At 65.8% G+C, this 17,095-nt stretch carries 17 protein-coding genes; 7 read left to right on the plus strand and 10 right to left on the minus strand.

Going from position 1 to position 17,095, the window contains the following annotated elements; genetic code table 11:
- Window positions 1–150 precede the first annotated feature (150 nt).
- The 6 genes from lepA to RT614_RS11930 are packed head-to-tail and all read left to right on the plus strand — an operon-like array spanning window position 151 to window position 6,013.
- Window positions 151–1,944: a translation elongation factor 4 gene (lepA, locus tag RT614_RS11905; protein ID WP_313622315.1), complete on the plus strand. Its 1,794-nt coding sequence runs from the start codon at window positions 151–153 to the stop codon at window positions 1,942–1,944.
- Between the two features lie 23 nt (window positions 1,945–1,967).
- Window positions 1,968–2,852, plus strand: coding sequence for a signal peptidase I (gene lepB / locus RT614_RS11910; RefSeq protein ID WP_313622316.1), 885 nt, complete (start codon window positions 1,968–1,970; stop codon window positions 2,850–2,852).
- A gap of 2 nt (window positions 2,853–2,854) precedes the next feature.
- Window positions 2,855–3,616 carry a ribonuclease III gene (gene rnc, locus RT614_RS11915; RefSeq protein WP_313622317.1) on the plus strand — a complete coding sequence of 254 codons (762 nt, stop codon included), beginning with the start codon at window positions 2,855–2,857 and terminating at the stop codon, window positions 3,614–3,616.
- Window positions 3,613–4,503: a GTPase Era gene (era, locus tag RT614_RS11920; protein WP_313622318.1), complete on the plus strand. Its 891-nt coding sequence runs from the start codon at window positions 3,613–3,615 to the stop codon at window positions 4,501–4,503. The genes rnc and era overlap by 4 nt, the downstream gene beginning before the upstream one ends.
- On the plus strand, window positions 4,496–5,083 hold the full coding sequence (recO, locus tag RT614_RS11925) for a DNA repair protein RecO (protein WP_313622319.1): 588 nt from the start codon (window positions 4,496–4,498) through the stop codon (window positions 5,081–5,083). Before era ends, recO begins: the two co-directional genes overlap by 8 nt.
- A gap of 21 nt (window positions 5,084–5,104) precedes the next feature.
- Window positions 5,105–6,013: a LysR family transcriptional regulator gene (locus RT614_RS11930; RefSeq protein WP_313622320.1), complete on the plus strand. Its 909-nt coding sequence runs from the start codon at window positions 5,105–5,107 to the stop codon at window positions 6,011–6,013.
- A gap of 15 nt (window positions 6,014–6,028) precedes the next feature.
- Here the strand turns inward: RT614_RS11930 and RT614_RS11935 are convergent, their stop codons facing one another.
- From RT614_RS11935 to RT614_RS11975, 9 genes are all read right to left on the minus strand, one after another.
- On the minus strand, window positions 6,029–7,129 hold the full coding sequence (locus RT614_RS11935) for a pyridoxal-phosphate dependent enzyme (protein WP_313622321.1): 1,101 nt from the start codon (window positions 7,127–7,129) through the stop codon (window positions 6,029–6,031).
- A gap of 3 nt (window positions 7,130–7,132) precedes the next feature.
- Window positions 7,133–8,113 carry a succinylglutamate desuccinylase/aspartoacylase family protein gene (locus tag RT614_RS11940; RefSeq protein WP_313622322.1) on the minus strand — a complete coding sequence of 327 codons (981 nt, stop codon included), beginning with the start codon at window positions 8,111–8,113 and terminating at the stop codon, window positions 7,133–7,135.
- 31 nt (window positions 8,114–8,144) lie between these two features.
- Window positions 8,145–9,101 carry a tripartite tricarboxylate transporter substrate binding protein gene (locus tag RT614_RS11945; RefSeq protein WP_313622323.1) on the minus strand — a complete coding sequence of 319 codons (957 nt, stop codon included), beginning with the start codon at window positions 9,099–9,101 and terminating at the stop codon, window positions 8,145–8,147.
- A 90-nt stretch (window positions 9,102–9,191) separates the two neighbouring features.
- A complete protein-coding gene (locus RT614_RS11950) occupies window positions 9,192–10,481 on the minus strand; it encodes an NTP/NDP exchange transporter (RefSeq protein ID WP_313622324.1) in 1,290 nt (429 codons plus the stop codon).
- Between the two features lie 4 nt (window positions 10,482–10,485).
- Entirely contained in the window at window positions 10,486–11,403 is a 918-nt protein-coding gene (locus RT614_RS11955; protein ID WP_313622325.1) for an aldo/keto reductase, read from the minus strand.
- A gap of 90 nt (window positions 11,404–11,493) precedes the next feature.
- Entirely contained in the window at window positions 11,494–12,204 is a 711-nt protein-coding gene (locus RT614_RS11960; protein ID WP_175122939.1) for a Bax inhibitor-1/YccA family protein, read from the minus strand.
- A 132-nt stretch (window positions 12,205–12,336) separates the two neighbouring features.
- A complete protein-coding gene (locus RT614_RS11965) occupies window positions 12,337–12,747 on the minus strand; it encodes a hypothetical protein (protein WP_313622326.1) in 411 nt (136 codons plus the stop codon).
- Between the two features lie 62 nt (window positions 12,748–12,809).
- Window positions 12,810–13,271 (minus strand): DNA polymerase III subunit chi, encoded by a 462-nt coding sequence (locus RT614_RS11970; RefSeq protein ID WP_313622327.1) that lies wholly within the window; start codon window positions 13,269–13,271, stop codon window positions 12,810–12,812.
- A gap of 22 nt (window positions 13,272–13,293) precedes the next feature.
- Entirely contained in the window at window positions 13,294–14,802 is a 1,509-nt protein-coding gene (locus tag RT614_RS11975; RefSeq protein ID WP_313622328.1) for a leucyl aminopeptidase, read from the minus strand.
- Window positions 14,803–14,859: 57 nt separating this feature from the next.
- Between RT614_RS11975 and lptF the strand changes: the two genes are divergently transcribed.
- A complete protein-coding gene (gene lptF, locus RT614_RS11980) occupies window positions 14,860–15,963 on the plus strand; it encodes an LPS export ABC transporter permease LptF (protein WP_313622329.1) in 1,104 nt (367 codons plus the stop codon).
- 41 nt (window positions 15,964–16,004) lie between these two features.
- Here the strand turns inward: lptF and RT614_RS11985 are convergent, their stop codons facing one another.
- Window positions 16,005–16,925, minus strand: coding sequence for a LysR family transcriptional regulator (locus RT614_RS11985; RefSeq protein WP_313622330.1), 921 nt, complete (start codon window positions 16,923–16,925; stop codon window positions 16,005–16,007).
- Between the last annotated feature and the right edge of the window lie 170 nt (window positions 16,926–17,095).

Genomic DNA, 17,095 nt, shown 5'->3' on the forward strand with positions numbered 1-17,095 from the left:
AATGGCTGGTTGCCGCAAGAGGGGGCGCCTGGCGCCCCCTCGTTTTTGTCCGGGCTTAGCCCGTCTGCGCCCTACACGTCGGCCGTGCGTACCCCGGCGACGGTGTCTTCCGGCCATGTGCCGCTCGTTCCGTCCCTTATAAATTCAAGCATGCAGCATATCCGCAACTTCTCCATCATTGCCCACATCGATCATGGCAAGTCGACCCTGGCCGATCGCCTGATCCAACGCTGCGGCGGGTTGGCGGATCGCGAAATGTCGGCGCAGGTCCTCGATTCCATGGAAATCGAGCGCGAGCGCGGCATCACCATCAAGGCCCAGACGGCCGCCCTGCATTACAAGGCGCAGGACGGTAAGGTCTACAACCTGAACCTGATCGACACCCCCGGGCACGTCGACTTCTCGTACGAAGTCAGCCGCTCGCTTTCTGCGTGCGAGGGCGCGCTGCTGGTGGTGGACGCCTCGCAGGGCGTGGAAGCGCAGACGGTCGCCAACTGCTACACCGCCATCGAGCTGGGCGTGGAAGTGGTGCCGGTGCTGAACAAGATGGACCTGCCGCAGGCGGATCCGGACGGAGCCCGCCAGGAAGTCGAGGACGTGATCGGCATTGACGCCTCGGACGCCGTGCTGGCCAGCGCCAAGACCGGCATGGGCATCGACGAAATCCTGGAGACCATCGTCGCCAAGGTGCCGTCCCCGCAGGGCGACCCGGACGCGCCGTTGCAGGCCCTGATCATCGACTCGTGGTTCGACAACTACGTGGGCGTGGTCATGCTGGTGCGCATCATCAACGGTGTGCTCAAACCCAAGGACAAGATCCTGCTGATGGCGTCGGGCGCCACCCATCTCTGCGAACAGACCGGTGTGTTCACGCCGAAGTCGCAGCAGCGTCCGCACTTGTCGGCGGGCGAAGTGGGCTTCATCATCGCCGGCATCAAGCAGCTTGAAGACGCCAAGGTCGGCGATACCGTCACGCTGGCCAACAAGCCTGCCGCCAAGCCGCTGCCGGGCTTCAAGGAAGTCAAGCCGCAGGTGTTCGCCGGACTCTATCCGGTGGAAAGCTCCGAATACGACCAACTGCGCGATTCTCTCGAAAAGCTCAAGCTGAACGACGCCGCCCTGATGTTCGAACCGGAAGTCTCGCAGGCGCTCGGCTTCGGCTTCCGTTGCGGCTTCCTGGGTCTCTTGCACATGGAAATCGTGCAGGAGCGCCTGGAGCGCGAGTTCGACATGGACATCATCACCACCGCGCCTTCGGTGGTGTACGAAGTCGAGCAGCGCGACGGTTCCGTGATCACCGTGGAAAGCCCTTCGCGCATGCCCGAGATCGGCAAGATCCAGGACATTCGCGAGCCCATCGTGAAGGTCACGCTGTTCATGCCGCAGGACTATGTCGGCCCGGTCATGACGCTGTGCAACAACAAGCGCGGCGTGCAGGTCAACATGAGCTACCACGGCCGCCAGGTCCATCTCGTCTACGAGATCCCGCTGGCCGAGATCGTGCTCGACTTCTTCGACAAGCTGAAATCGGTCTCGCGAGGCTATGCCTCGATGGACTACGAATTCCTGGAATACCGCTCGGCGGACGTGGTTCGCGTTGACCTCCTGATCAACAACGACCGCGTCGATGCGCTGGCCGTGATTGTCCACCGCAGCAACGCGCGCCATCGCGCCCGTGACGTCGTCACCCGCATGCGCGGCCTGATCCCGCGCCAGATGTTCGACGTCGTCATCCAGGCGGCCATTGGCGCGGAGATCATCGCGCGTGAAAACGTGAAGGCCCTGCGCAAGAACGTGCTGGCCAAATGCTATGGCGGCGACATTTCGCGCAAGAAGAAGCTGCTTGAAAAGCAGAAGGCCGGCAAGAAGCGCATGAAGCAGGTGGGCAGCGTGGAAATTCCGCAGGAGGCGTTCCTTGCCATCCTGCAAGTGGAAGACAAATAGAACCACAAGAAGGCGGTTAGCTGATGAGTTGGAACTTTGCCCTGATCCTTTTCGTTCTGCTGGTCCTTACCGGCGTAATCTGGGTGCTTGATCTGGCGGTGCTGCGCAAAGGGCGCGAGCGCCGCGCCGAGGCGGCGATGGCGCAATACGACACGGCCCTGATCGGCGACGCTCAGGAAGCCGAGCGACTGCGTCGTGAAGCCGGCGATGCCGCGCGGCGTGTGCCGTGGTGGATCGAATACGCGGTCAGCTTTTTTCCCGTCATCCTGTTCGTGTTCATGCTGCGCTCGTTCGTCGTCGAGCCGTTCCGCATTCCGTCGGGATCGATGCTGCCCACGCTGCAGTCGGGCGATCTGATCCTGGTGAACAAGTTCAGCTATGGTCTGCGGCTGCCGGTGATCGACAAGAAAATCATCCCCGTGGGATCGCCGCAGCGAGGCGACGTTTTTGTGTTCCGCTACCCGGTTGATCCGGACGTGGACTACATCAAGCGCGTGGTCGGCCTGCCGGGCGACGAGATCGCCTACCTGGACAAAAAGCTCTACGTCAACGGCGAATTGGTGCCGCATGTGCGGGACGGCGATTATTTTGAACCCGATCGTGTCTCGTATATCGCGCAATATAAAGAGAAGTTGGGCGAAGTTGACCACAAAATCCTGCTGGATGAGGGCAAGCCGCAGGAGTACTCCGCGATGTGGCAATTTCCCAACCGCCAGAACTGCCAATACAGCCGCAATGGGGTACGCTGCAAGGTACCCGAAGGCAATTATTTCGCCATGGGCGATAATCGGGACAACAGCGCGGACAGCCGGTACTGGGGCTTCGTTCCCGAATCCAACATCGTCGGCCGCGCCTTCTTTATCTGGATGAACTTCAGCGATCTCAGCCGCATCGGCCGATTCAACTGATTATGTCGCTAGCCACGCTAGAAAACCGCCTGGATCACCACTTCGGTGATGCAGCATTGCTCGAACAAGCGCTGACTCACCGAAGCCACGGTGCGCGCCATAACGAGCGGCTGGAATTCCTGGGGGATTCCGTGCTGAACTTCGTCGTGGCGGCGATGCTGTTCGAGCGTTACTCCAAGATCGATGAAGGCGACCTTTCCCGCCTGCGGGCCAACCTGGTCAAGCAGGCGTCGCTGGCGGATATCGCCCAGCGCCTGGAACTGTCGCAATACCTGCGTCTGGGCGAAGGCGAGCTCAAGAGCGGCGGCTTTCGCCGTCCGTCCATTCTGGCGGACACCGTCGAAGCCATCTTCGGCGCCGTCTTCCTGGATGCGGGGTTCGACGCCGCCCGCCGCGTGATCGTTCGCCAGTACCAGCCGGTGCTGGCTTCCGTCGATCCCAAGACCCTGGGCAAGGACGCCAAGACCTTGCTTCAGGAATTCCTGCAGGGCCGCAAGATGGCGCTGCCGCTGTATACGGTGGTGGCGACGCACGGCGCGGCCCACAGCCAGCAATTCGAAGTCGAATGCGCCATCCCGGCGCTCGATATCAAGGTGATGGCGCCGGGCGCAAGCCGCCGCGCCGCCGAGCAGTCGGCGGCCAAGCTGGCGCTCGAGGCCGCACTGGCCATCAGCCCGGCCACCAAGGCCGCCCGCAAGTCGGGCAAGGCGCGCAAGACCGCGCAATTGTCGCTGCCCGTGGCAGTGGCTCAAGAGACTAAATGAGCGATACCCCTTTTCGTACCGGCTTCGTTGCCATCGTCGGCCGTCCCAACGTGGGCAAGTCCACGCTGACGAACGCCCTGATCGGTTCCAAGATTTCCATCGTGTCGCGCAAGGCGCAGACCACGCGTCACCGCATCCATGGGGTGCTGACCCGCGAGCACGAGCAGTTCGTGTTCGTCGACACGCCGGGCTTCCAGACGCGCCATGGCGGCGCGATGAACCGCATGATGAACCGCGTCGTGACGCAGGCGCTGGCCGACGTGGACGTGGTCGTGCACGTGGTTGAAGCCGGCAAGTGGTCCGAAGGCGATGCCAAGCTGCTGCCGCTCCTGCCCAAATCCGAGCGCACGATCCTGGCCATCTCCAAGATCGACGCGCTGAAGAACCGCGACGACCTGTTCGCCTTCGTTTCGAAGATCATGGCGCTGCACCCGTTCGGCGCCGTGGTGCCGGTCAGCGCCACCAAGAATCAGCAGCTTGACCAGTTGCTGGACGAAATCGCATCGCGCTTGCCGGAAGGCGAGGCGATGTTCGAAGAGGACACGCTGACCGACCGCCCCATGCGCTTCATCGCCGCCGAACTCGTGCGCGAGAAGATCTTCCGCCTGGTCGGCGACGAACTGCCCTATGGCTGCACCGTCGTCATCGAGCAATGGGAAGAGACCGCCAAGGGCGCCAGCATCAACGCCTGTGTCGTCGTCGAGCGCGACAGCCACAAGCCCATCCTGTTGGGCGCCGGCGGGATGCACATGAAGCGCATCGCCACCGAGGCGCGGCAGGACATCGCCAAGCTGCTGGACAAGCCGGTGCACCTGGAGGTCTACATCAAGGTGCGCAAGGGCTGGTCCGACCGCGAGAGTGCGCTGCGCGATCTGGGATATGAGTAGAAGGGCGCCTCGCGTCCAGGATCGCCCGGGGTTCATGCTGCACGCCACGGCGTGGCGTGAGACCTCACTGATTGTCCAGACCTTCTCGCGCGACCACGGCTGCGTGGCCATGGTCGCCAAGGGCGCGAAGCGCCCTTATTCCGTTTTGCGTCCCGTGTTGTCCGCCTTTCAGCCGCTGCTGCTGTCCTGGACCGGCAACGGCGAAGTCAAGACGCTGACGCGCGCCGAGATCGCCGGCATACGGCCCTTGGCCGGCGCCGCCCTGATGTCGGCCTGGTACATGAACGAACTGCTGCTGCGGCTCTTGCCTCGCGAGGATGCGCATCCACTGCTGTTCGACGCCTACGACATGGCCTTGCAGCAGTTGTCCAACGGCACGCGCGCTGCCGGCGCGCTGCGACGCTTCGAATGGACCTTGCTGCGCGAGACCGGCTATGGGGTGGACGAGGCGCCTCCCGATTTCGACGACCCCACCATCGAGCCCGCCTTGCGTGCCGACCTGCGGGCGCGTCTTGCCGAAATCCTGGCCGGCCGCCCGCTGTCGACTCGGCGCGTGCTGCTGGACCTTCAACGCATCTGAACGCGCGACGCGCCCGGCCTCATGACGTTCACGCTCAAACAGGTCGAGACCTTCCGCACTGTCTACGAGACGGAAAGCGTGACCGCCGCGGCCCGACGGCTGGACGTGTCGCCCGCAACCGTCAGTGCCACGCTGGCCGCGCTGGAAGCCAGCATCGAGCTGCGTCTGTTCGAGCGCGTGCGCCAGCGCATGCACCGCACGCCCGAGGCGACGCTGCTGTACGAGGAAATCCGGCGGTTGAACGTCGGCCTGGAAAGCCTGGGGCGCAAGATCCGGGCCATCCGCGGCGCGGCGCAGCCGCGGCTGCGCATCGGTTGCATCCACGCCTACAGCGGCGCGATCGTCAGCGACGCGATCTCCCGTTTTCGGATCCGCTATCCGGATACGCCGCTTTATCTGCAGATCCGCGATTCCAATACCTTGCGCGACATGGTGGTGTCTGGCGAGCTTGACCTGGCTGCCGTTGCCGACGAGTCCGAACTGGAGGGCTTGCGGGGGCATCGGCTGGCCAGCCTGAGGGCGGTGGCGGTCTTCCCGGCCGGGCACGCGTTGGCGCGCCTGGAGTCCGTGGATTTTTCGCACCTGGCCGATGCTGACGTGATTGCGCTGAACGCCGAGGACGGTTCGCGCAAGCGCCTGGATGCGTTATTGCGCCAGGCGGGAGCCAACCTGCGCGTGGCCATTGAAACGCCGTATTCCAGCACGGTGTGCCAGTTGGCGCTGGCCGGACACGGGATCGGCATCGCCAACCCCGCGACGGCGCTGGGCATGGAGGCGGCGGGCTTGTGCTACCGCCCGCTGGCGGCGCCCGTCCATTTCGAATGCCACATGATTCTGCATGGCAGCCGGCCGTTGTCCGAGGCAGGCAAATTCTGGGCTACCTGCCTGCGCGCCGCCCTGGCGCCGCTGGTTGAGCGCTTCGGCGTGTAGCGCGGGCGGTCTGACTCAGCCCCGGCGTCCGTCCGACGTCAGTATCAGCACCACCGAAGACTCCGCGTCGAGTCTGCCGGCCCGCCGTAGCCGGGAAACGGCCGCCAGCGCGGCCGCCGATGACAGTTCCGCGCCCAGCCCCATGCGTTCAAGCCGTTGCCGCGCCTGCCCGGCTTGTGCGTCGGAAGTCTCGACCGGGGCGCCGCCTGAGCGGGCCAGGGCTTCCAGGGCCTGGAGCGTGCACGTGCCTCCTGCAATCGAATACTGTTCCGTCGCGCTTTCCCACTGGCCGCGCGCGTCGCCCGTTTCCAGCGCGCGCGACAACCGCGCGTAAGGTTCCACCGCGTGCAATCGGGGCAGACGCGAAATGCGCCCCGCCTGGAGCAGATGCTGCCAGCCCAGGAAGATGCCCCACAGCAGGTCGCCGCGCGCCGTCGGCACGATGATGTCCGTGGGCACGCCGCAATCGTCCAGGATCTCCTGCGCGATGGGTTTGTAGCCTTCCACGCCGTACGGATGCGTGCCCACGGGGGGATTCAGGTAGTTGGTGCCGGCGAAGGCGCCCTGGTTGCGGCACAGGTCCGCGACGTAGGGCCAGCGGCCCAGGCTGTCGTCGAAGGCGCGCAGTCGCGCGCCAAAGCGCTCCATCGCTTCGCGTTGCAGGGGCGGGCAGTTCCGCGTGATGGCGATATCGGCGTCCAGACCGGCGGCAGCGCAATAAGCGGCCAGCGACACGCCGGCGTTGCCGCTGGAAGCCGCGGCCACGCGTGTTGCGCCCGCAAGGCGGGCACGCGACACCAGTTGCGCCGACATGCGGTCCTTGTGGCTGCCAGTGGGATTGGCGCTTTCGCACTTGATCCACAACCGGTCCACGCCTTCGGCCTGCGCCAGTTCGGCGGACTCCAGGGTGGGGGTGTTGCCTTCGCCCAGCGTGATGGGCGACAGCACGGGAAGGGGAATGGCGCCCGCCAAGGTGGACGCCTCGTATTGGCATTCGAGCGTGGCGGGGTGGCCGGCCGCGAGGCAGCTTGGGCAACCTTCAGGATAGTCGCCGGGGGACCAGAGGCTGGCGCAGCGGATGCAGCGCAGGCCGGACAAACCAGGGTTCATCTGCATGGGTCAGTACTTTGATGCAAGGGAGTCCAGGGGAAGGGCGGGCGCCACCTGAAGCAGGCAGTCCCCGTCGTCGCTGCGGGCGATTGGCCGCAGGCAGACGACGGTGCCGGCCTGCGGGCTGAGCAGGGTGCGCATGGGCGTATCTGGGCGCGCGGGTTCGATCAGTCGTCCGACATGCTGGAGCGCGGCGACGGATTGGCCGAGTTCGACGCCGGGCACGAACACGCCGGCCTCGCGCGCGCGCAGGGTGGCGGTGGGCGCGTCCAGGTCGTAAAGCCGGACTTGCTGGTCCTGAGGCGGCGCGCGATCCGGCAGCAGGCCAAGCTCGGCCAGGCAGCCCAGCAATCCGTCGCGGCAACGGTCGGCCAGCCTTTGGCTGGTTTCCCGGCCGCCGCCGATCTCGGCGCTCAGGCGCAACACACCGTGGCGGCTGGCGGCGGCGGGCATCGAGCCGGCCTCCGTGCCGCGAAAGTACACGCAATCGGGCAGCCCGAAGGCGCGCGCCAGCGCTGGCAGACGCGCGTCATAGGCGTCGTCGCCGTAGCGCGTGATGACCGAAGAGGGCAGGTAGCGCAGCGACGCGCCGCCGCTGTGCACGTCCACCATGGCCTGAACCCGTGGCAACAGCCGGGCCTCGAGCGCGGCCGCCACGCTTTCCGTGTAGCCGCGAGCGGGCTCGCCCAGAAACGCGCGATTCAGGTTGCCGCCGTCGGAGGGCGACAGCCGCGTGCCGGCCAGCGAAGCTTCGGCATTCACGGCGGGCAGCAGGTAGACCGTGCCGCGCTGCAGGATGTCGGGAAGTTGATGCCAGAGGTCCAGGATGGCGGCCTGGCCTTCCCATTCATCTCCGTGCACGCCGGCGATCAACGCGACGGCCGGCCCGGGCCCCGCGTCGACACGCAGCACGGGAATCATGACCCGGCGATAGGCCGACGCATTGGTGGCGGCCGCAACGGAAAAGTCCTCGCGGCTTACGCGGACCATGCGGCGGCTCCTGTCAGGGGGTGTGCGCCGGTCAATCCAGCGTGGCGGCCTTGATGATGCTTTCCCATTTGGGCAGCTCCTTGCGAATCTGGGTCTGTACGTCTTGCGGCTTGCCGCCCAGGGGCTCCTGGGATCGGCTGCGCAGTTCCTTGCTGACGGCGTCCGAACGCAACGCCTGGTTCATCGCGGAATTCAGCCGGGCGATGGCCGCGGTTGGCGTGCCGGCCGGGGCAACCAGCGCGCTCCATGCGGACTGCTCGTAGTCCGGGTAGCCCTGTTCCGCCACGGTAGGCACATCGGGGTTGGAAGCGGCGCGCTTGCGTGTGGTGACGGCCAGGGCGCGCAGACGTCCGTCCTTGAGGTTGCCGATCAGGGGCGGCAGGTTTTCCATCATGGAGTCGACATGGCCGCCCAAAAGATCGGAAAGCTGCGCGGCCGTGGCCTTGTAGGGGATCTGGCGCACCGCGGCGCCGGTTTGGGCGATGAACAGCTTGACGCCGACCTCGCTGGTGGTGCCGGGATCCGCCGACGTCATGGTCAGCTTGTCTGGCTGGGCGCGGCTGGCTTCGATGAAGCCTTTCAGGTCGCGGTACGGAGAAGACGCGTTCACCACGATCACGTTGGGCGTCTCGGCCACCAGGCCGATCGGCGCGATATCGCGGTCCAGGTCATAAAGCTGCTGTTTGAAGAGGTAGCGGTGCAGCACCAGCGTGCCGACGTGCGCATAGCCGATAGTGTAGCCATCGGCCGGCGCCCGCACGACGGCCTGCGTGCCGATGCGGCCGCCGGCGCCGACCCGGTTCTCGATGACCACCGGCTGGCCCAGCAAGCGGCTCATTTCCTGGCCCACCAGGCGCGCGGTGATGTCCGCATTGCCGCCGGCGGCCGCAGGCACGATCAGCGTGATGGGGCGTTCCGGATAATCGGCTTGCGCGTTGGGCGCGGCAAGGCAAAGCAACAGGGCGGCAAGGCAGGCGGTGCGTTTCATGACGATTCCCGAGGCGTTGAGAGCTGCGCCATTGTGCGTCGGTGCAGTCGGGAATCCGTTTGGCCCAGTCAGATGGGTGTTCGACAAAATCTAATCAGTGTCGGCGTTGCGCCGATCCGCCTTCTTGCCCAATCCAAAGCCGATTGCCGCCGCGCCCAGCGCGATCGCTGCGCCCAGCAGCGCGATCAACGACGCCCCGTACCCAAGCATGTCCACGCCCGCCTTGACCCAGCCGCTGGCCGCGTCGCCGCCCCGGTAGACCACGGTGTCGATGACGTTCTTGGTCTTGTATTTGTCTTCGGGCGAGACCGCCGTAAACAGCATCTCGCGGCCGGGCCTGATGAGGGCATATTCGCCCGCCCGGCGCAGGATCATGGCGGCCGCCAGCACGCCGAAGACGGGATAGGCCGCCAACGCCAGAAACGCGATCGCCACGGCCAGCGGCACCGCGGTCAGCAGGAAGCGCACGCCAAGCCGGGCGGCCACGCGCCCGGTTATGAAGATCTGGGACAGCAGCGCCAGGGTCTGCACGGTAAAGTCCAACGCGCTGAAGACGCGGATGCGCTGGGCGGTGTCTGGAAATGCGTCCGCCACCAGCCGGGCCTGCTCCATGTACAGAAAGGTGTTGAGCGTGGCCAGCAGCACAACAAGGAGCGAGATGCCCAGCAGATAGCGCGACTGAAAAATGCGCGACAGGCCCGCGAGTATCGTGCCTTCGATTGGACGCTGCATGTCGTCCAGGCCGATTTCCGGACGCGACGCGGCGCGCCAGCGCAGCAGCCATTGCTTGAGCGGCAGCGTGGCGGTCAGCAGCAAGGCCGACAGAAGGAGCAGACCCGCCGGCTGCAATATGCTTGCAAGCAAGGCGCCCAATAGCGGGCCGCACAGGCCGCCCGCGCTGGCGCCCGCGGCGATCAGGGCGAACAGGCGCTTGGCCGACTCCATGTGGAAGACGTCGGCCATCAGGCTCCAGGCGATGGAGACCACGAACAGATTGAATACCGACAGCCACACGTAAAACGTGCGCGCCGTCCAGACGCTGCCCGGCTGCAGATAAAGCAGGATGGCGAAGCCCACCATGGTCAGCGCAAAGATGGCGTAGACCCAGGTCACCAGGGTGGTCCGCGCGACGCGGGCGGATATCCACCCGAAGAGCGGCACCACGGCCAGCGTGGCCAGGAACGTAGCGGTGAACAGCCACTGCAGTTGATTTACGCCGGCCTGGATGCCCATGGTCTCGCGGATCGGGCGCAGCATGAAGTAGCCGCAGAAAAGGAAGAAGAAAAACGCAAAGCCGCAGGCGGCGGGCGCGAGTTCCTCTTCCCGGATTCCCAAGGCCCGCGCTGCGCGGGCGCGCCAGGATGCCAGGACGGCCGTCATGACGTCAGGCGAGCAGCGCGGCGATGCGTTCGCGCATGGCGGCGTCGGGCTGCCGGCCAAATCCGGCGCGGGCGTTGTCCGCCATGTTCGCCGGCTTGGACGTAGCGGGAATGACTGCCGTGACGGCGGGGTGGCCGACGATGAATTTCAGGAACAGCTGCGCCCAGGATGTGCAGTCGATGTCCGCGGCAAGCGCGGGCAGCGGCACTCCCTTGACCTGGCGAAACAGCGCGCCATCCTGGAAGGGACGGTTGATCAGCACCGCGACGCCGTTGGCCTGGCATGCGGGCAGCAGGCGCTTTTCAGCGTTGCGCGCTCCCACCGACATGTTCACCTGCAGGAAATCGGGCTTTTCCCGTTCGACCAGCTCGGTCAGTTCGTCATGCGCATGATCGGTGTAGTGGGTGATCCCGATGTAGCGGGTAACGCCCTGCTGCTTCAGCTCGCGCAGGAGGGCGAGCTGGTTGCGGGTGTCGATCAGGTTATGGACCTGGATCAGGTCCAGCTTGTCGCTGCCCAGGTCCTTCTGGGATTGCCGCACCTGGCGCATGGCGGATTCGTGGCCCCGGGTGCTGATCTTGGTGGCCAGGAAGAGCCGGGCCCGCAGCCCTGGGTCGCGCGCCAGCAGCGCGCCGGTGACGGCCTCTGCGTCGCCATAGCTGGGCGCGGTGTCGATCAGCGTGCCTCCCGCCTGCATCAGGGTCTGCAGCACCTGCGCCAGCGGCGCCATGGCCGCGGCGTCGCCGGGCGGCACATTGAAGGTGTCGGCGGTGCCCAGCCCGATCACCGGCAACGTCGCGCCGGACGAGGGGATCGAGCGTGTCAGCATCGAAGTCGCGGGGGCGGCCGACCATGCCGGCAAGCCCGATCCCAACAAGGCGGCGCTGGCGGCGGTCTGGAGGAAGCGGCGGCGGTCGGGCATGGCGGGGCTCCGTCGGGCAAAGGGTTGGACAATGAAAAAGGGGCCTACATTTGAATGTAGGCCCCCGTGTACCGGTCTGGCGAGTGGGTGTTACTCGCGATTGCCGCCGAAGATGCCCAGCAGCATCAGCAGGTTCGAGAAGACGTTGTAGACGTCCAGGTAGATGGCCAGCGTGGCGGAAACGTAGTTCGTTTCACCACCGTTGACCACGCGCTGCAGGTCGACCAGCATGAAGGCCGAGAAGATGACGATGGCCAGCACCGAGATGGTCAGCATCAGGGCGGGCAGCTGCAGGAAGATGTTGGCCAGAGCGGCCACCAGGATCACCACCGCCCCGATGAACAGGAATTTCTGCAGCCCCGAGAGGTCGCGCTTGATGGTGGTGGCCAGGGTGGCCATCGTGCCAAACACGATTGCAGTGCCGCCGAACGCCGTCATGACGAGCTGCGAACCGTTGCTCATGCCCATGACGAAGCCGAGCAGGCGCGACAGCATGACGCCCATGAAGAACGTGAAGGCCAGCAGCAGGACCACGCCGAGCGAGCTGTTCTTGTTCTTTTCGATGGCGAACATCAGGCCGAAGGCGCCCACCAGGAATACGATGGCGGACAAGCCCGGGCTGGCGCCCATGACGCGGTTGATGCCGGTGTAGAGGCCGACTGCGGCGCCCAGAACCGTCGGGATCAGCGACAGGGCGAGCAGCCAGTACGTGTTGCGCAGGACCTGGTTGCGAGCGACCTCGCCCGGCGCGCCGGCGACCGAGCCGGAACGGTTAAAAGGGGACGGACGATATTCGTTCATGGAGAACTCCTGTATACGGCAAATATAGTGATTGCCTAGAAGGCTTAGATGCGAAGGATACCTTACAGTTCCCTGAAGAATCCAGTTTGAAGAGGAATTAGACCGGGGACTTCGGCTGCGGTTTGCCGAAGGTCAGCCCCGGCGAACTTCATGGAGCACACGGGCAACGATAGCAGGCAGTTCCGCATCCATGCGCTCCTGAATCTGCTCGATGGCGTCGGCCAGCGCCTGCCGCATGGCCTGTTCAACCTCGGCCTGCAGGCGCGCAGCCAGCACGGTGGCGTCGGGCAGCGCCGCCGCCTGCGCTGCGGCCAGCCGGCGCTCCGGCTCGGGGGCGGGGGCGGGCGCGGGCGACTCGTCCTCGTCCTCGTCCGCGACATCGGTCAGCACGGGAAACGGGTCGTCGTCGTACGTGGGGCCGGCTTCGTCAGCCAGTTCCGTCAGCAGCGGCGCATCGGCGTCGTCGCGGGTGGGTTCATGAAGCGAGGGTTCGGCACGTTGGGTCAGGGTGGGGATACCGGGGTCGGATGAGCGAGAGGGCATGAGGACTCCCGAAGTTCTGAAGGGCGCGGCGGACGGACGCGCGCGCCGGGAAGAAGGGGCGATCAGCCGCCGGGCGCCGTGCGGCTCAGATCGTGGCTTTGCGGCGTGTGACCGGCCGTCTGGTACGTGCGCCAGCGCTGGCGGGCCGCCTGCTTGTCGTCGGGATCGTCCGAGACGATTTCAAGCAGGCGCTCGAAGGCTTCGAATCCGGGCGGGCATTCGTCATCCAGATTCAGCAGCCATGGCGCGGGCTGGTTGGCCTGCGCCACCGCTTGCGCGGCCTGGCCGGGATCGCCGGCGGTGAGCACCACCGGTGTTTCGGAAGCCAGGGGATCGTTGGCCAGCACGTGCGGCACGAAGGCCGTGTCGTCGAACGCCCAGAGCATGCGGTCGAACGCGGCCAGCCGAGAGCCGTCTTTACAGTACACCACCAGCCGTTGGCCGGCCAGGAAGCGCTTGCGCACGACCTGGCAGGCCGTCCGCAAGCGGTCGGGCGCGCCGAAAGCAAAGTCGATGCGCATCATGCGGCTTCCGGGGACAGGCGCTTCAAGCCTGGTCCAGCAGGTACTGCATCAGCAGGGGAACGGGGCGGCCCGTTGCACCCTTGTCCTTGCCGCCGCGCCAGGCCGTGCCCGCGATGTCCAGGTGCGCCCAGGGATAGGCCTTGGCGAAGCGCGACAGGAAGCACGCCGCCGTGACGGCGCCGGCCGGGGGACCGCCGATGTTGGCGAGGTCGGCGAAGTTGGACTTGAGCTGTTCCTGGTAGGCGTCGTCCATGGGCATGCGCCACGCGGTGTCCAGCGAACGGCGGCCAGCCGACGCCAGTGCGTCCGCCAGGCCGTCGTCTTTCGAGAACAGGCCGGTGTTGACGTTGCCCAGCGCGACGACGCAGGCGCCGGTCAGCGTGGCGATGTCGATCACGGCGGACGGCTTGAAGCGTTCGGCGTAGGTCAGGGCGTCGCACAGGACCAGGCGGCCCTCGGCGTCGGTGTTCAGGATTTCGATGGTGAGGCCGGCCATGCTGGTGACGACGTCGCCCGGTTTGTTGGCCTTGCCGCTGGGCAGGTTTTCGCAGGCGGGGATCAGGCCGACCACATCCAGCGGCAGCTCGAGTTCGGCCAGGGCGCGGAACGAGCCCAGCACGCTGGCCGCGCCGCACATGTCGTACTTCATTTCGTCCATGGTGGCAGCGGGCTTGAGCGAGATGCCGCCGGCATCGAACGTGATGCCCTTGCCGACCAATACGATGGGGCCCTGAGCGGTCTTGGCGGCCTTCTTGGCCAGCTTGGCGCCCGCGTGGCGCAGCACGATGAAGCGCAACGCTTCCTCGGAACCGCGGGCCACGGACAGGAACGATCCCATGCCTAGCGCTTCGACCTGCTTGCGGTCCAGCACTTCGACCTTCAGTGACTTGAACTCGCGCGCCAGGCGCTTGGCGGTGTCGCCCAGATAGGTGGGCGTGCAGATGTTGCCCGGCAGGTTGCCCAGCGTGCGGGTGAGCTCCATGCCATTGGCGATGGCGGCGCCTTCGCGCAGGCCTTTCTGGGCCTGGGCGGCGTCGGCGCGTTCGACCACCTGCACGATTTTCTTGAGCTTGGGACGCGCGTCGCGATCCGGCTTGCCGAAGCTGGCGTCGTAGTGATACGCGGCGGCTCCGGCCGCGATGGCGGCGCTGCGCGCGCGGGCGATCACGTCCACGTCGGCGATGGGGTTGGCAACCAGCGTGGACACGCCTTCGGTAAGCTGCGCGGCGACGCAGGCCGCGGCAAAGGCCTGTTCGGCCGACGCATGCGTGCGGGCCGAGAATTCATCCTGCTTGCCCAGGCCGATGAGGACCACGCGCTGGGCGGCGACGCCCGGCAGGTTGCGCAGCGTCAGGGTGGAGCCGGCGCGGCCGCGGAATTCGCTTTTGACAACGGACCGCACGGCGCCGTTGGACGCGCGGTCGATGATGTCGGCGGCGGGGCTCAACACGCCATCCGCGTACACGCCGACGGCGAGAGCGGCGGTTTTGACCTGGTGCAGGGAAGCAGTGGTCTGTGTGCTAAATTCCATGAGGGTTTCCCGTGTGCGTCTGTGTATGATGCGGTCGATTATCCCGCATATTCTCCCATGTCTCTATTTAAACGCTCTGTCGTCAGCGAGATCACCAGTCACGCTGGCGTTGTCTTTTCCACGTTGCTCATCGTATGGCTCAGCGTGCTTCTCGTGCGCCTGCTTGGCGAGGCCGCGGGAGGCAACATCGGAGCGGACGTCGTCGTGGTCCTGGCCGCGCTGTCGACCATCACCGCGCTGCCAACCATCCTGGCGGTGTCGATCTTCATCGCCGTATTGACCACGGTCACGCGCAATTACCGCGAATCCGAAATGGTGGTGTGGTTCGCCAGCGGCCTGTCTCTGGCCGATTGGCTCAAGCCCGTGCTGCGAGTCGCGGTTCCGGTGGCCATCGCGGTGGCGGGCCTGACGCTGGTGGCTTCGCCGTGGGCCTACCGCCAGATCGGCGAATACCACGAACGGTTCGAGCAGCGTTCCGACCTGTCCAAGGTCACGGCCGGCCAGTTCGCGGAATCGTCCGGCGGCAGCCGCGTGTTCTTCGCCGAAGACCCCGTCAATCCCAGCGACGAACTGGGCAACGTATTCGCCCGCGAGATCGGCCCCGAATGGCTCAGTGTGCTGACTGCAAGCAGCGCGCACAGCGAAACCCTGCCCAACGGCGACCGCTTCCTCGTGCTGGGCGAAGGCCACCGCTATGACCTGAAGCCGGGCACGCCCGAGCTGCGCCTGGTGCATTTCGAAAAGTACGGCCTGCGCCTTGAAAGCAAGTCCGGCGACGACCCGGTGGCCGAGGCTCGCGCCGCGGCCGAGCGTTCTTCCAAGGCGCGCAGCACGCCGCAGCTCATGGAAGACAATACCAACAGCAGCTGGTCGCAAGTCATGTGGCGCATCTCGCTGCCCCTGGCGGCGCTGAATCTGGCGCTGCTGGCCATTCCGCTGGGTGCGGTCAATCCGCGTCTGGGTCGTTCGGGCGACCTGCTGATCGCCGGGCTGGTCGGGCTGCTCTATATGAACATGATCAATCTGTCGCGCGCCTGGATCTCGAACGGCAAGCTCAGCTTCGGCCTGGGCGTGTGGGCGATCCACGGGGCGGTGGCGTTGCTGACCGCGTACCTGCTGATGCGCCGCCTGCGCGTGAAGGCGCCGAAGAACAGCGCCTAGAAAGCGGAATTGCCGCCAGCGCCAGCGGCGCCGGCGCCCGGTCAGGGCAGGTAACGCATCTTCCCGCCCCGGCCCGCCAGCAGATCCGCATTCTTCAACACCGATTTGCGGATGAATTCCCACAGCACGGTGACGCGCTTGAGCTTGCGCAGATCTTCGTGGCAATACATCCAGAACGAGCGCGTGATCTCGATCTCGTTTTCCAGCACGGGTTTCAGCCGAGGGTCCTGCGCGGCGATGAAGCAGGGCAGGATCGCCAGCGATTGGCCTTGCAACGCCGCGTGGTATTGCGCCACCACGCTGGTGCTGCGCAGCACCACCTTGCTGGCGGGCAGCAGGTCTTCCAGGTAGCGCAGCCGTTCGCTGAACAGCAGCTCGTCCACATACCCGATGAACGTGTGATCCGCCAGGTCGGCGCGTTTCCGGATGGGCGCGTGGCGCGCCAGGTAGTCGGGCGTGCCGTACAGACGCAGGGTGTAATCGCACAGCTTGCTGCACACATACGGACCGCGCTGGGGGCGCTCGATCGTGATGGCCAGATCGGCCTCGCGCTTGGACAGGCTGACAAAGCGCGGCACCGGCAGGATGTCCAGCGTGATGTGCGGGTAGCGCCGCTGGAAGTCCGCCGCCAGGGGCGTCAGCACATAGCTGCCGAAGCCTTCGGTGGCGCCGATGCGCAGGTGGCCCGATAGCGCCTGCCCGATGCCGGACAGGTTTTCGCGCGCCGTGTGCACCACGCTTTCCATCTGCTCGGCGTGGACGAACAGCCGCTGGCCGTCATCCGTCAGCACGAAGCCGGCGCTGCGCGACTTTTCGAACAGCAGGGTGTCGAGCTCCGTCTCAAGCGCCCGGATGCGGCGCGATACGGTCGTGTGCTCGACGCCGAGCTTGCGCGCCGCCGCGCTGACGCGCTGCGTCCTGGCCACTTCCAGGAAATATCTCAGGCTGTCCCAATCCAGCAAATTCCGGCTCTCCGGCCCATGTGCGAGGGCCCGTTTCTACTGTGCGGAAATGCACAAGGAATGTGCATTTCTGGTGTTGCTTGTTGATTTTCACACATCTACACTGGATCGGCTGGCCTTGGGCTATGCCCTGGGACCGCTAGCCGCAAAGACGGCGCCATAACGCTAGA

Source organism: Achromobacter sp. (assembly GCF_032102605.1).
In the GTDB taxonomy this organism is placed as follows: Bacteria; Pseudomonadota; Gammaproteobacteria; order Burkholderiales; family Burkholderiaceae_B; genus Achromobacter.

Coding starts and splice junctions, on each gene's coding strand:
- lepA (WP_313622315.1), top strand. CDS start 151: ATGCAGCATATCCGCAACTTCTCCATCATTGCCCACATCGATCATGGC.
- lepB (WP_313622316.1), top strand. CDS start 1,968: ATGAGTTGGAACTTTGCCCTGATCCTTTTCGTTCTGCTGGTCCTTACC.
- rnc (WP_313622317.1), top strand. CDS start 2,855: ATGTCGCTAGCCACGCTAGAAAACCGCCTGGATCACCACTTCGGTGAT.
- era (WP_313622318.1), top strand. CDS start 3,613: ATGAGCGATACCCCTTTTCGTACCGGCTTCGTTGCCATCGTCGGCCGT.
- recO (WP_313622319.1), top strand. CDS start 4,496: ATGAGTAGAAGGGCGCCTCGCGTCCAGGATCGCCCGGGGTTCATGCTG.
- RT614_RS11930 (WP_313622320.1), top strand. CDS start 5,105: ATGACGTTCACGCTCAAACAGGTCGAGACCTTCCGCACTGTCTACGAG.
- RT614_RS11935 (WP_313622321.1), bottom strand. CDS start 7,129: ATGCAGATGAACCCTGGTTTGTCCGGCCTGCGCTGCATCCGCTGCGCC.
- RT614_RS11940 (WP_313622322.1), bottom strand. CDS start 8,113: ATGGTCCGCGTAAGCCGCGAGGACTTTTCCGTTGCGGCCGCCACCAAT.
- RT614_RS11945 (WP_313622323.1), bottom strand. CDS start 9,101: ATGAAACGCACCGCCTGCCTTGCCGCCCTGTTGCTTTGCCTTGCCGCG.
- RT614_RS11950 (WP_313622324.1), bottom strand. CDS start 10,481: ATGACGGCCGTCCTGGCATCCTGGCGCGCCCGCGCAGCGCGGGCCTTG.
- RT614_RS11955 (WP_313622325.1), bottom strand. CDS start 11,403: ATGCCCGACCGCCGCCGCTTCCTCCAGACCGCCGCCAGCGCCGCCTTG.
- RT614_RS11960 (WP_175122939.1), bottom strand. CDS start 12,204: ATGAACGAATATCGTCCGTCCCCTTTTAACCGTTCCGGCTCGGTCGCC.
- RT614_RS11965 (WP_313622326.1), bottom strand. CDS start 12,747: ATGCCCTCTCGCTCATCCGACCCCGGTATCCCCACCCTGACCCAACGT.
- RT614_RS11970 (WP_313622327.1), bottom strand. CDS start 13,271: ATGATGCGCATCGACTTTGCTTTCGGCGCGCCCGACCGCTTGCGGACG.
- RT614_RS11975 (WP_313622328.1), bottom strand. CDS start 14,802: ATGGAATTTAGCACACAGACCACTGCTTCCCTGCACCAGGTCAAAACC.
- lptF (WP_313622329.1), top strand. CDS start 14,860: ATGTCTCTATTTAAACGCTCTGTCGTCAGCGAGATCACCAGTCACGCT.